General features: G+C 46.8%; 15 protein-coding genes and 1 pseudogene. 2 read left to right on the top strand and 14 right to left on the bottom strand.

The features are described from left to right. Nucleotides 1-11: 11 nt before the first annotated feature. The 12 genes from fliE to fliQ all read right to left on the bottom strand — a co-directional run bounded on the left by fliE (nucleotide 12) and on the right by fliQ (nucleotide 9,878). On the bottom strand, nucleotides 12-317 hold the full coding sequence (gene fliE, locus ACO0LF_RS30080; RefSeq protein WP_423020877.1) for a flagellar hook-basal body complex protein FliE: 306 nt from the start codon (nucleotides 315-317) through the stop codon (nucleotides 12-14). Next, nucleotides 317-766, bottom strand: coding sequence for a flagellar basal body rod protein FlgC (gene flgC / locus ACO0LF_RS30075; protein WP_423009386.1), 450 nt, complete (start codon nucleotides 764-766; stop codon nucleotides 317-319). The genes fliE and flgC overlap by 1 nt, the downstream gene beginning before the upstream one ends. Nucleotides 767-781: 15 nt before the next feature. Further along, complete coding sequence (locus tag ACO0LF_RS30070) at nucleotides 782-1,165, bottom strand: flagellar basal body rod protein FlgB (RefSeq protein WP_423020874.1); 384 nt, start codon at nucleotides 1,163-1,165, stop codon at nucleotides 782-784. 18 nt (nucleotides 1,166-1,183) lie between these two features. Next, entirely contained in the window at nucleotides 1,184-2,344 is a 1,161-nt protein-coding gene (locus ACO0LF_RS30065; protein WP_423020872.1) for a flagellar basal body P-ring protein FlgI, read from the bottom strand. Further along, entirely contained in the window at nucleotides 2,344-2,946 is a 603-nt protein-coding gene (locus tag ACO0LF_RS30060; protein ID WP_423020870.1) for a flagellar basal body L-ring protein FlgH, read from the bottom strand. Before ACO0LF_RS30060 ends, ACO0LF_RS30065 begins: the two co-directional genes overlap by 1 nt. Continuing rightward, on the bottom strand, nucleotides 2,946-3,872 hold the full coding sequence (gene flgA, locus ACO0LF_RS30055; protein ID WP_423020868.1) for a flagellar basal body P-ring formation chaperone FlgA: 927 nt from the start codon (nucleotides 3,870-3,872) through the stop codon (nucleotides 2,946-2,948). Before flgA ends, ACO0LF_RS30060 begins: the two co-directional genes overlap by 1 nt. Before the next feature lie 80 nt (nucleotides 3,873-3,952). Continuing rightward, on the bottom strand, nucleotides 3,953-4,738 hold the full coding sequence (gene flgG / locus ACO0LF_RS30050; RefSeq protein ID WP_423020866.1) for a flagellar basal-body rod protein FlgG: 786 nt from the start codon (nucleotides 4,736-4,738) through the stop codon (nucleotides 3,953-3,955). A gap of 52 nt (nucleotides 4,739-4,790) precedes the next feature. After that, a complete protein-coding gene (locus ACO0LF_RS30045; protein ID WP_423020864.1) occupies nucleotides 4,791-5,537 on the bottom strand; it encodes a flagellar hook-basal body protein in 747 nt (248 codons plus the stop codon). Between the two features lie 59 nt (nucleotides 5,538-5,596). Next, a complete protein-coding gene (flhA, locus tag ACO0LF_RS30040) occupies nucleotides 5,597-7,621 on the bottom strand; it encodes a flagellar biosynthesis protein FlhA (RefSeq protein WP_423020911.1) in 2,025 nt (674 codons plus the stop codon). A 50-nt stretch (nucleotides 7,622-7,671) separates the two neighbouring features. Beyond that, nucleotides 7,672-8,763, bottom strand: coding sequence for an EscU/YscU/HrcU family type III secretion system export apparatus switch protein (locus ACO0LF_RS30035; RefSeq protein ID WP_423020862.1), 1,092 nt, complete (start codon nucleotides 8,761-8,763; stop codon nucleotides 7,672-7,674). Beyond that, on the bottom strand, nucleotides 8,763-9,608 hold the full coding sequence (locus ACO0LF_RS30030) for a flagellar biosynthetic protein FliR (RefSeq protein WP_423020860.1): 846 nt from the start codon (nucleotides 9,606-9,608) through the stop codon (nucleotides 8,763-8,765). The genes ACO0LF_RS30035 and ACO0LF_RS30030 overlap by 1 nt, the downstream gene beginning before the upstream one ends. Before the next feature lie 3 nt (nucleotides 9,609-9,611). Further along, entirely contained in the window at nucleotides 9,612-9,878 is a 267-nt protein-coding gene (gene fliQ, locus ACO0LF_RS30025; protein WP_423020858.1) for a flagellar biosynthesis protein FliQ, read from the bottom strand. Between the two features lie 773 nt (nucleotides 9,879-10,651). On the opposite strand from fliQ, the pseudogene ACO0LF_RS30020 reads away from it, so the two are divergent. Together ACO0LF_RS30020 and ACO0LF_RS30015 are read left to right on the top strand one after the other, a co-directional pair. Beyond that, nucleotides 10,652-11,068, top strand: a pseudogene (locus ACO0LF_RS30020) (IS66 family transposase); the annotation flags it as partial. Nucleotides 11,069-11,191: 123 nt separating this feature from the next. Continuing rightward, the gene (locus tag ACO0LF_RS30015) at nucleotides 11,192-11,350 is read left to right on the top strand and encodes a hypothetical protein (RefSeq protein WP_423020856.1); all 159 of its coding nucleotides are present in this window, start codon (nucleotides 11,192-11,194) and stop codon (nucleotides 11,348-11,350) included. Between the two features lie 236 nt (nucleotides 11,351-11,586). Here the strand turns inward: ACO0LF_RS30015 and ACO0LF_RS30010 are convergent, their stop codons facing one another. Then, nucleotides 11,587-11,862 carry a hypothetical protein gene (locus tag ACO0LF_RS30010; protein ID WP_423020854.1) on the bottom strand — a complete coding sequence of 92 codons (276 nt, stop codon included), beginning with the start codon at nucleotides 11,860-11,862 and terminating at the stop codon, nucleotides 11,587-11,589. Continuing rightward, nucleotides 11,862-13,477: hypothetical protein (locus ACO0LF_RS30005; RefSeq protein ID WP_423020852.1), on the bottom strand; the 1,616-nt coding region annotated here is incomplete at its 5' end. The genes ACO0LF_RS30010 and ACO0LF_RS30005, both read right to left, overlap by 1 nt.

Genomic DNA, 13,477 nt, shown 5'->3' with positions numbered 1-13,477 from the left:
CTTAATCAGACTTATATCTGCATTTTCATGATGTCCTGATAGGACTCCAGCAAACGATTCCTCACCTGCAACATCAATTGAAATGACAAGCGACTTTCTTCCATACGTATCATGACCTGGTGCAGGTTTTGCACATCACCAGTCGCCAAAGCTTGTAAATCGGCTTGTGAGGTTTGTAGTTGTTCATTGACCTGAGCCAGACCCTGACTCACCATGTTGCTAAAACTCTGTACTGGTGCCGCCGCATCGCTAGCAAGTGGTGCTAAAGAAGGAATAGTTGCAGGTGCGATAAACTGCGAGATGCTAGAGACTTCCATTAGTTACTTCCTCCACCGATTTCCAGTGCCTTCAGTGCCAGGTTTCTTGCCGTATTCATGGCAGCCACATTGGCTTCATATGCTCGCATAGCACTCATCATGGTGACCATTTCATTGGCCGAATCTACTGCTGGATAAGCGACAAAGCCCTTGGCATCCGCGTAAGGATTACCAGGCTCATGCACCATGCGTGCAGGTTTGTCGATGCCTTCTATAGTAAAACTTCTGCCAGCATTACCTATTGTGAATAAACCGGTTTCGCCTACCAAGTCTGAAAAACTGCTACTTTGAGCAGCACTTCTTGCGATCACACGCAGTGGTTGATAACCTGTTCCATCAGCTTCCCTCACGGTGTTGGCATTTGCCAGGTTCATTGCAGAGATGTCTACCCTGGCACGTTCATATGACATGCCTACTGCGCTTATACCAAATGATTGTCGATAATCCATTTTTTATACCCTCAATTATTTCTTACCGTCAGTGACCGCACTCGATAGAATTGCATAGTGGCGATTCAATGCCTTGATCAGTGCCTGATATTGCACAGTATTATGTGCCATGGCTGCCATTTCGGTATCGAGCGAGACTTTTGCAGGATTTCCATTTACATCAAACACTGGCTCCAATTCCAACTGCCCAATACTATGATTTTGGCCGCCTTTGCCTTGAGTTGGTGCAGACAGCTGCTCCAGTTGTTCCATGTAACTGGCAAAATTGATTTGCAAGGGTACATAGCCCTCTGTATTGACATTGGCAACATTATTAGCAATGGCCTGATGCCTGAGCGTTGCCGCATCCAGTGCCAATCCCACAGTTGCTGTTGTCAGAGATTCGAGATGTTGAATCATAAATTTAGACGTATTAAATTATTGAATAATCAATTCAGCATGCAAGGCACCCGCGGCCTTGACTGCTCTTAGTATGGAAATGATGTCGCGCGTGTTGGTTTTGATGCGCACCAAAGATCGCACAAGGTCAGCGACAGTATTTCCCTCAGATAAAAATGCCGACTCCTTCTTCTCATCGACATCCAATTTTGTATTTGTCACGATGGCAGTGCGAATGGCGCTACTTGCCTGGCCAATTACAAAAGGTTGGGATGCAGTGTTTTGGCTAGCAACAGAAATTTTTATGTCTCCATGCGAAATCGACACTCTGGATATTTGCACATCACCGCCTGCCACAACCACACCAGTACGCTCGTTGATCACTACTTTCGCCCGACGATCAGGTTCTACCAGTACATTTTCTATCTCAGCGATGAAGTCAACCAGTTGATCTTTTTGGTTGTCTGCCACCTGTATCTGTATTCCAGAGGCATCACTGGCAACGGCAATCATGCCAAACTTTGCATTGATCGCCTTGGCAACACGACTGGCAGTCGTATAATCCGGATCAGACAACAAAAAAGTCAGTTTTTGGTCTTTATTCAGCATTTGCGAGCTAACGCCAACCTCAACAATCGCGCCATTTGGAACGGATCCAACAGTAGGGTGATTCTTTTGTATGATATTGCCATTTGCATCGTAACGATAACCACCAACCGACAAGGCACCTTGGGCTAATGCATACACCCTCCCATTCGGCGCTTTTAGTGGCGTGCTTAATAAGCTGCCACCGACCAGGCTGCGTGCATCACCTGCAGAAGTAATAGTGATGTCAAGGGTATCCCCCTCGCGGGAAAAGGCTGGCAACATAGCGCTCACCATCACCACGGCAACGTTACGGCTTTGCACCTGGTCAACTGGTATCGTCAGATTAAATTGCGAATACACATTTGCCAGTACTTGTCTGGTTGTCCGGTTGGAAGAAGAGTCACCTGTACCGGCCAAGCCTGTAACAATGCCGTAACCCACCAAGGCATTTTCACGCCAGCCTTGCAGCTTACCTATGTCTTTTACCCGGACCTCTTTCAAGTCATGAACTTCATTCGCCTTGTTCTGGTTTATAGCCTGTGCGTCCTGGGCAATAATAAAAGTGCTCAACAACAAGATTTGCAACAAATAAATCATATTCTGTATTCTCATTACAAACCCAGCCCGTCAAGCAGGCGTCGCCACCAACTACGGCGCTGCCTATCGGTAATCTCGCCCTCACCCACATAGACTATTTTTGCGTCAGATAAGCGCGTTGAAATAACGACGTTTTGATCAGAGATATCTTGTGGGCGAACCCTGCCTTCCAGGCTCACTCTTTGTATTTCGTCATTCACCATCAACGCCTGTTCACCAGAGACACCAAGATCGCCATTGGAATAAACTTCGCGAACTGCTACTGTTAGCGTGGCCAGCAACTTGCTACTGCGTTGCGTCTTACCGCCGCCATCGAATTCCCCACCTACACTCACACCGAACTGGCGCAAAGTACTACCGTTCTTGCCCAATTCCGCAGAGACGGAGTCTTTCCTGCGGGTACCAGTATCTGAGCTAGTGGACGCGGTCGAATTCTCAAATACCTGCACGGTCAAAACATCGCCAACCCTGAAAGCCTTGTTATCCGAAGTCAAAGCACGGTAAGTCGATTCCTTGTATAGGCTATCTGCAAATACGGGAGAGCACAGGCTAAAGACAGCAATTACAACCATGCTGACAAGCGCCGAACTCTTTTGTATCCGTTTATCCAATTTCATTAATACAACTCCACTTTTCCAGGTTGAATAATTTTTGCCTGAATTTGATTATTTGAGTTTACCGGCCTTACCTTGATGACCTGGCCAACAATGCCATCCTGCATCGCCTCCACCCTACTTTCTACACTGACCAAGCCTTCATGGGAGAGCAAGACAGCAAATTCACCACGTAAAACATCAGGCTGAGTCTCAACGTTTGCTTTGCTTAATACTCCCCCTTTAGGCAAGAACGTTTTTGCCCTGACGGGTGAAGTTGTCAACGCTGACAGCATCACAGCTTCGTTCAGGTCGGCAAATAAATCGATATCCTTCACCTCAACATCTGCCGCCTTGAGCAACTCGCCCCTGGCTACGTCATGTCTCACTTGCAAAGCCGTCCTGGTACCGCTGATATCAAACTTTACAGGGACAGACTTGATCATGTTGTCTGCCACAAATATATCGACCAATATCGTCACATGCCTGCGCAAGCTCAATGGTTCCGATAACCTGGAGACCCGCATTTTCACTTCACCCATCGGCACTGACAGACTAGCTAGCTCACTATGCGACTTGATCTCAACATTGCCAGTTATCGATTTGCTCCAGTCCTTTAGCACGCCAAAGGCAAAAGTACCTACCTGGGAGCTATCAAGCAACTGGGTCTGCAGCATGACTGTCACAGTCTCAGCACCACTCCAGCGCACATCACGTGCACGTATGCCCGCATGCAGCCTAACCCACTTCTCCAGCAACTTGCGTTCGACCAGCATGCTGGTTTTGGTCAGTGACAGCCTGCCAATAGACATACTGAGTAAAGCTACCTGCTCTTGCTTGGTGCTGGCATCCACCTTGACAACGTCGCCCAAAACAAACATGGCGGATTTCACCTCAGCAACGCTGCGCAACTCAAGCTGCACAGGCTTTGCCAAGACGACAGCAGTCAACAAACTCCCAATGAGAGCGACCAAACATTGAATTACACCAAAAAATCCAAGCTTCATGTTGGCAGCCAGGCACATGCACTTTACTTACGTAAATTATTTACCAGGCCCAGCATTTCATCGGACGCCTGGACAATTTTTACATTCGCTTCATAGGCTCGTTGAGCAATCATGAGGCTCACCATTTCATCGAGCATCTTGACATTAGATGCTTCCAGATAACCCTGCATAATGCTACCCACACCGTTTTCACCAGCGACAGCCTCACCAGAGGAATCACTGGACTTGTAAAGATTTTCTCCCAGGTTGGTTAACTGTCCAGGGCTGGTAAAACGCACCAACTCTATCTGCCCTACATCACTCATACCTGTCTGACCTGCAAAACTCACTTGCACTCTGCCGTCAGTACTGATTTGCAGACTTTTTGCGCCTTCAGGAATAGTGATTCCTGGCTTTAATGGCTGGCCGCTTTGCAGCGCCAACTGACCATCCTTGTTAACTTTCAAACTGCCGCCACGACTATAGGCAACAGAATTATCTGGCATCATTACCGATACGAAACCGTCACCCTGAATGGCAATATCAAAGGCGGAATCAGATTTTTTTAATTCGCCAGCATCAAACAACTTGCTCATGCTCGCAATTGCTACACCAGCGCCAAATTTGCCGCTTTGTGCTAAAGCACCCAGACTGTCGGTAGCGCCAAGCTGGGAAGTCAACCTGGCATCTGGCACCATCATGTCAGAAAAACTGACACGAGACTTCTTGTAACCATTGGTATTTGCATTGGCAAGATTATTGGCAATCGTATCGACATTCGTCTGCTGTGCTTGCATCCCAGTTGCGCCTATGTATAGTGCGTCAAACATTATTGATCCTTACTTCAAAATTATTCATATCGGTTTCTGAGGTATAAGATGATCAGCTGACATCGCCAAGTTTACGGATCGCCGCGCCCATCATTTCGTCGTAACCCTGGGTTATTCTTTGCATGGATTCAAAATGACGCATGGTTTGCATAACCTGCACCATCTCATGCATAGAGTTAATATTGGCATTTTCCAGTTGGCCCTGATGTATCTGCGCATTCTTGCTTTGTGCACCCCATACACCCTCCCTGGCTGTCAACATACCATCGCCAGTCTTGATCAAGTCACTACCATGTTCGAACTCGACCAGCTTAAATTGCCCAACTGAACCCACAGGCAAACTACCCGGCTCCCCAATAGCATCCTCAAGAAATTGCCCGCTGGCGTCGACGACAGGTTTGCTTGAACGAACAATGATGTCACCGTTTTTACCCATTACTGGGTATCCCTGCTGGTTCACCACGCGCCCTTGAGTATCAAGATGAAAATTGCCCTGGCGGGTATAAACGGGCCCTTGCGGCGTCGACAACTCAAAATAGGCATTGCCATTAATAGCAAAATCCAGGCTTTGCCCCGTCATTTTAAAACTACCCTGACGCAGGTCCGTCACTACTTCCAGTGCGCTGGCTTGCTGATCCACATTCATACCCGTCTGCACCAAATCACCGAAGGTGTGTTCGACAATGACTTCGCGTTTATACGCGGGAGTCAGGGTGTTTGCCATATTCATGCTGATACGTTCCATGCGGGCTGCATCGTTTTGCATGCTTTGCAAGGTGATACCTAAAATTCCATTCATTGCTTGATACTTTCTTTAAAGCCTAAGTCAGATTACCAATTGACACAGACATGTCAATCTTAAAGTTGCACTACGCCAAAGGATTTTAATTCTATATTTTGCGGGATTTCCGACATCGACAAAACCCGCAAATGTGGTACCACGCGCTCACTCAGGGCACGTATGTGGCGGCGCAAATCAGGCGAGCACAATAAAACTGGCAACATATTATTCTTCATCATGCGATCTGCCTGTTGCACCAACTTACTCATAAATTGCTCCGCCAGTTTTGGCTCCAGCACAAACGAGCGGTTGGCAGGCGCGCCCTCCTGCCTTGCCGCCTGTAGATTCTGCAAGAACTGGCTTTCGATGACAGGATCCAGTGTCATCACTTGCAAGGCATTCGCTTCACCAATCAAGCCCTGACAAATCGCATTACCTAAGCGCTGACGCACCATTTCAGTTAAATAGTTCGTGTCTTTGCTGCTTCTCCCTGCATCTGCCAAAGTTTCCAGAATAGCCTCAATATGGCGTATGGATACTTTTTCTTTCAGCAAATTTTGCAATACACGCTGCACGTCACTGACAGAAATCACTGTTGGTATCAACTCATCGACCAGACTGGATTGATTTTCTCGTACGCGATTAAGCAAACGATCTGTTTCACTCCTGGTCAACAGATTGGCAGACTCTCTGCGCAATACCTCGGTCAAATGCGTCAGGAACACTGTTTCACCATCCACCAAAGTATATTTATTGGCGCTGGCATTATCCCGTTGAGTTGCATTGATCCACAAGGCCGGCAAACCATAAGTTGGGTCCTTGGTAACCTCACCCTGTATCGACTTGACATCTCCAGTAGGATGTATCGCCAGATACTGGTTCAACCTGGCTTCTCCTTTTGCCACTGTCACACCGTCAATGCAAATCTCATAACGATCAGCCAGCAGTTTTTTGCCATCCTTAAAGCGCACCTTCGGCAACACCAGCCCCAAATCCATTGCATGCTGTTTGCGAAAGACTGCAATACGATCCATGAATAAACTGCCTGATTGATTGATCAAAGGTATCCAATTACTACCCACATGCACTTCTATCGGCTCAACTGGTAACATGCTATAGGGGTCATCCTTACCTTGTGCATTGTCATCATGCAAGATGTCATCTTCATTACCTTCTTTAATATCTTCAGCATCTCGTATTTTTTTACTTCTATGCGAAAAATAAGTGACGAACAAGACGAAACTTAATAAACCCAAGGTGGGCACAACAGGTATGCCAGGTAGAACTAGCAATCCCCCTAAAGCCACACAAACCAGCAACAAAGTTTTAGGGAAAGACAATATCTGCTGAAACACTTCCTGACTCAGATTGCCATCAGATGCTGAGCGCGTCACGATAATACCCGTGCCTAGCGCTATTACCAATGCTGGCACTTGGGTCACAATACCGTCACCTATCGTCAGCAAGGTGTAGGTCTGCAACGCCTGAGCCCAGGGTATCCCATGCTGCATAATGCCGATGAGCAAGCCACCGATAATATTGATCAGCAAAATGATGATGCCTGCGATGGCATCACCCTTAACGAACTTGCTGGCACCATCCATCGCCCCATAAAAACCAGCTTCTTTTTCCAGGTTCTTACGTTTTTTCTGCGCTTCTTCCTGGGTGATAAAACCCATATTCAGATCAGCATCAATACTCATTTGCTGTCCGGGCATACTGTCCAGTGTAAAACGTGCAGCAACCTCAGACACGCGCTGCGCACCACTGGTAATAACCACATATTGCACTACGATCAAAATCAGAAAGACAATCAGGCCAATAACATAATTACCGCCCACCACATAAGAACCAATCGCGGCGATCACCTTTCCAGCATCACCATGCGACAAAATCAAGCGAGTTGCCGCCACATTCAATGACAGGCGAAACAAAGTGGCAATCAATAACAAGGATGGGAAGGTAGAAAACTCTACCGGCCTTGCCATGTAAAACGTTAACAACAAAATCAAGAACGCAAAACTGAAGTTCGCCAGAATCAAAAAGTCCAAGACAGGACTAGGGATGGGCGCAAACAGCACGACCAAAACCCCCAACACCATGAACACTAATGCCAGATCACTATGCTTGCCTAAAAGTTGTGCCAACTGCTTCAAACCACTTCCCCTGCTATACGTGCTTCTTTATTTTTTCTCATTGCGAATACCCAAATCATGATCTTGGCCACGTCTGCATATAAGTGCGTGGGAACATGTTGATCAAAATCCACTTCGCGAAATAGCTGACGTGCTAACGCCTTGTTCTGCACTACCGGGATATTGTGGCGTACTGCCATTTTTCTCATCGCCTGTGCTAATGAACCAGCACCTTTCGCCAGCAATTGTGGCGACTCCATCTTACCATGCTCATAGCGCAAGGCAATCGCCAGGTGCGTAGGGTTTGTGATCAGCACATCGGCATTTTTTGTCTTTGCCGCAGCTAGGCTGCGCTTTAACATCTCTCGTCGCAACTCACGCAGACGAGAACGTATTCGTGGATCACCATCCCGGTTCTTGGCTTCATCCTTAACATCGCGCTTGCTCATACGCATCTTTTTGGAAAACTCACGATGCACAAACATCAAATCCAAAAATGCCAACAAGGCTAATACCAGCGTCATCTTAAAGCCCAGAGACACTAGATCAATCTGCATATTCTTGATCATTTCCAACGGTGACAACATGGCCGTATGGAATAACTGCGGCATGATCTGCTTCAAAGCCAGATAAGCAACCAGGCTGAGCAAAATCAGCTTGAAGCAAGTCCGGAACAAATCAAACAGCGACCGTATCGAAAAAAATTTCTTGATTCCATTCACCGGGTTCAAACGATTAAAGTCCGGCGTAACAGGTTCACTAGATAAAATTACACCCGTTTGCGCCAGATTACTGATCACGGCCGTCAGCATGATTGCAATAAAAAACGGCAGCAACAAATACAACCCGTCCAGCAACACTGTGCGCAACATGCGCCAATAATTCATTGTGCCAGCATCACCCCGCCCCAATTGTGCCAAAAGATTCAAATCCAGCTTGAATAAATCACGTATGCCATCTAGTCCATGCCAATAGAAAAAAACCACGACGACAAAAAACACCGTGGCAGACACCACCTCAGGGCTTTTTGCCACCTGCCCCTTTTCTTTCGCTTTCTGAAGTTTATAGGGAGTAGCTTTCTCTGAACGATCAAAATCCTGTTCAGACATCAGAAAAATCTTTCAGATATCTGTCTATCCTGATGAACTTCAGCCACAGCAAACACAGCGCCCCAGCTTTGAAAAATAGTGCCTTGTATACGCGTAATTGTGCTACCCATCAAAACAAAACCAAAAGACAGAGCAGCCAAGCCAACGACTATTTTGATAGGCACACCCATCACAAACATATTCATCTGTGGCAAATTGCGCGCCACGACACCCAGCGCCAATTCCACCAGCAACACACAAAACACAATCGGCGCAGCCAGCGCAAAACCCAGGCTGAACAAACCGCCCACCTGTTTCAACACCGGCACGGACACTGCCTCTATAGACCAGGCCTTGCCCAAGGGGAAGCGTTCTATGCTGTAAGCCACTGCCCGCAACAAAGTGTGGTGCCCATTAATCAAGAAAAAATACACCACCGCGATCTGGTTGAATGCCGTTGTCAAGATAGGCAATTGCATCCTCGTCAGCGGGTCAAACACCTGCGCCATACCAAAACCAATTTGTATATCGAGCACCCGCCCGGCAATAGAAATTGCAGCAAAGCTGATAAAAATACCGACCGCCAGCGTCGCCCCCAAAGCCAGCTCTCGCGCCGCCGCCAGAATAATAAAACCCGCCCCTGTTTCTACAGGTGCAGCATCGAGCAAACCTGCTGGCGCCATACCCAAAGCGAGCGCCAGACTCAGGCTAAAAATAAGGATAGTGCGGTAAGTTGCTGGCAGAGCAGAAGCATACAAAATAGGCGTCAGCAGCAACAGGGCAGCAATGCGCACAGAAAGCAAAAACGCTTTCAACATCACGCTACTGCCGATAAAGTCAGCAAGAAAATTTCCCAGATCTGCCATGACTCAAAACATCTGGGGAATATTGGTCCATAGCTTGGTGGCAAACTGCGTCAGTTTGCGCAACATCCATGGCCCGGCCACGACCAAGGTAATCGTCGCAGTCAGTAGTTTGGGAATAAAAGTCAGTGACATCTCTTGTATTTGTGTCACTACTTGAAATATACTTACGAGTAAGCCAACAAGCATGGTCAGCCCCAGCACCGGCAGGCATACCAGCAAACCTGTCCAAAACAGCTCAGCCATGAGCGATAAAGCGAAGTCTGAATGCATATCAAATAATCAACATCGGCGGCTCTCATAAGGGCAATACCGCCTCACCCATGACAAAACCCCCGCCAATTAACAAGGTCCCAGTAATCAATGTTTCGCATTGTACATGGAGAATTTACATTTAATAACAAATTTCTTTCCATTTTCCAAAGTTTATTGGAAGTTTTTTTGCAAATTGCAAGAAATATTTACTAAAAACAATTTCATTTGATTAATATCTTGGAATTTATTGCCTACATGCAACATAATTTGCAATTGTTTTTATCCGAAATTTGATCAGGATCGCATTTTGGTTTGCCTACATAATCAGAGGAACAAAATCCATTGTTTTTAATGATTAAAATTAATCAGCTCAACACAAACACGCTCGATGGATGCAGCATCACCATGATTGCAGCAACAGCGGCGTAGCAATACTACGCAAGACCGCCAAGATCATTTGGTAGCCAGATTGATAACATAATGTATGCTGAGCAAAGGTATTTTCATCCTAGATGAAGTAAATTACGAAGGCGCATCAGACATACTGGCTACACAATCACAACGCAGAACTGGTAACTAGCTACTATTTACAGCATTAGTCTTCAGCATTTTTTAATCAAGTCCCAAAGAAGTCAACGCTCAATGCCAGGTGGAGTGGTTGAATGCTTCCGCATCATGCCCCTTTTTGCATGCCATTCGATATGACGCCATGTGGTTATCGTTATGATGTAAGTCAGTTGGGCATGCAAAATCGGTAAGCGTGCAGCCGCCCCACCTACAAAGAGGAGACGATAGAACAAAGAGCTATCAGACGGCAAGCGCAGTCCAGACCAAGACTTGAGGTCATGCATGCCTGGTTGTTACAACAGCGGCAGAAGACTGCTGATGGCAGCAGTCTGGCCAAGGCGATTGATTACAGTTTGAAGCGCTGGCCTGCGATTGTGCGCTATGTCAGCAGTGGCCAACTGCCGATCGACAATAACCGTATCGAAAACGCGATACGCCCAATTGCGATCGGCAAGAAGAACTGGTTGTTCGCTGGATCAGAACGAGCGGGCAAGCGGGCAGCAGCCATTCAAAGTTTATTGGCCACTGCCAAGGCCAACGGCATTGAACCGCTGGCTTGGCTCACGCAGACGCTGGAAAAACTTCCCACACACCCTAACAGCAGGATTGATGAGCTGTTGCCACTAAGGACAACAAAGTAACTCTCTTATCTGTCAACGTGGGGCCAACGGACGCTTACGGTGGTGCCTGCTTCGGTGCTGGAGGAGCGCCGTCAACGGCGGGCATGGATTGCTTTGGCGTGGGCTGATGAGGATTTTAAGCAGGTGGCGGCTTCCTTTGCTTTGTCGGACATAGAACTGACGGACGAGCAGGCTTTGCGACACGGTCAGGTGTTGGCTGGCGTGAAGTCGCGTGAGGAAGTTCTGGCCGAGATGCTGGCAGCGTCTGCACGGCCTCGGGGTGAGGCCGTGCAGGAGAATTGAGCATCCTCCCGCACATCTCAGCGGCGGTCAGGTCAGGAATGTCGCAATGAAAGACTTGACCCTAGCTGGTGCCGGCTTTTTGTGACCCCGGCTTTCGAGAACTGCCCCCCCGGCTTCTGTGACCCCAGCTGTGAATGGGTGACACCGGCTTTGAAGCCTTCCCCAGATTTCGCAAAAATGCTGATCTGGCGAAGGGATTTGGTTTTACTGAACATTGAATAGGGCAGCAGCATTATTTAAGACGCTGTGTTTAAAGACCTTTCTATTTTGCAAAGGAATAGATAAATATCTTTGTTGGAATGCGGCAAATTCGGAAGAAGCGATAGAAAATCATATTTCGGATTTTTAGTCGCCCACTCTAATGCCTCAAAAATTCCTTTTAGCTCTTCTTCGTCATATTCTTCTTGCAGCAACGTTAAATCTTCTACAGAGAGTCCCGCAAAATCAGCTACGTCATCAATAAAATATAATTTATTAATAGGAATTTTTAAGAAATTTATATTTATGTTCATTAGAATCCTGCTCCTACTTTTACGTTGTTCAAATTCACACCACTTCCACGCAGCTTATCTAAGAATTGATTCAACTGATTAGCTGTCGGCTGATAGTGTCCACTACGCCTAGTTACTTCTTTCAATACACCATTTTCAACTATTAATTCTCCAGCAGTCGCAACAGGCTCGCCGGAAAGAAAACTTGAATGATGAAATTTACCGACTGTTTGAACCTTCGAAGCATAGATAGCACCATTTTCATCCATAACAAAAATTGCATTTCCTTTTCCGCCAAAAGCTGATTTTGCATTCGCAGTATCAAAGAGAGAACCAGTTGAATCATAGAGTTTTCCGTCTTTAATATCTAGTTGGTACTTCAATCTTTCCGTTTCATTCAAATATTTAACTTTAGTACCCCAAACAGCTCCCGTTTCTTCTCCTATATACTGGGGGAGCATTTTTTTCAAATTTGTAAAAGCTGCCCCACCAGCAGGGCTCCAGGATTCAACACTTGCTCGCAAAAAGTTGGTCAGTCCCTCGAATCCCCCCCGCACAACGGGAAGTGCGATTTTCCCAGCAAAAAATGCCAATTTAGCAGCGTCATAGGCCAAACCGACATCAAGAACTGCCCCAATAACATCTTTCGCAAGCTCAACTCCCTTAGTAATACGAAGTGCGGGTGGGGCAAGTTCATCATTTGCTATTTTATAGCTTAGCGCTTCATTTGCAGCAAATGCGAAAATTGCATTTCCAGCTTTAGCTCCAAGTCCATCCCCTGTAAATAATTTACCATCTCCACTCGCAAAATTCCCGTAAAAAGTGTCTGGATCTTGTGCTGCGCGTTTGATTGTCTCTTGCACAGAAGCACCATAAAGACCCGTCACATTCAAGAGTTGTCCATCATGTGTATCGCTTGTCAATTGATACACATATTGTCTCAATTCTGGATTTGCATGATATTGATCAGAAAACGCTGATCCCATCTGATAAATGATTTCCTGGGTAAGCGATTCCCCTGTACTGCCAGGGCGTACTGGCAATAAAGAAGAATATTTTCCATTTTCTGCCGTAACACCGGCAGAGCTGACTTCATTCAAATAGCGCTGACGATTTTCTGTTGTGTCTAGCGTATTCGTGTTCAACGCTGTCCAAGTCACGTACCGATAGTCACTCGCCATGTTAGATGAGTCTTTATAATCCACCGTCGTGCCCGACATGGAATCGTAGACTTTACCAAAGTATCTTTGATACCCTCCATCAAAAAGATACGCGGCCGCAATCGGACTGAATTGACGAACGGGTCTCGCCATCCCAGAGTAACCTGGTCCCGCAGCGAGCAAATAAGGAATTTCAGGTTCTAGTACATCATCAGCACTTCTCGGCAAGCTCGGCTCATCTCCCAAAACCTTACCGTGCAAGTTGAAATCCACACGCTCGCCTGGTCTAGCCAAGCTAAATGGATTCGTATCGGCACTGGTGTTTTTCGCAGCCAAGCTTTCGCCGAGTGCATTGCCAAAGGCATCCCTGGCAATCTGCGCCATCTCTATCTTACCACCACGCATCGCTGCAACAGTAACACCAGATGCAAAGCCACTCACTGTGCCACGTGCAACGTCACTCCAGTAATTGCCTA

The sequence above is a fragment of the Undibacterium sp. Di27W genome, assembly GCF_049340345.1.
Classification (GTDB): Bacteria; Pseudomonadota; Gammaproteobacteria; order Burkholderiales; family Burkholderiaceae_D; genus Undibacterium.
This window is presented reverse-complemented; position numbering and strand designations above follow the sequence as displayed.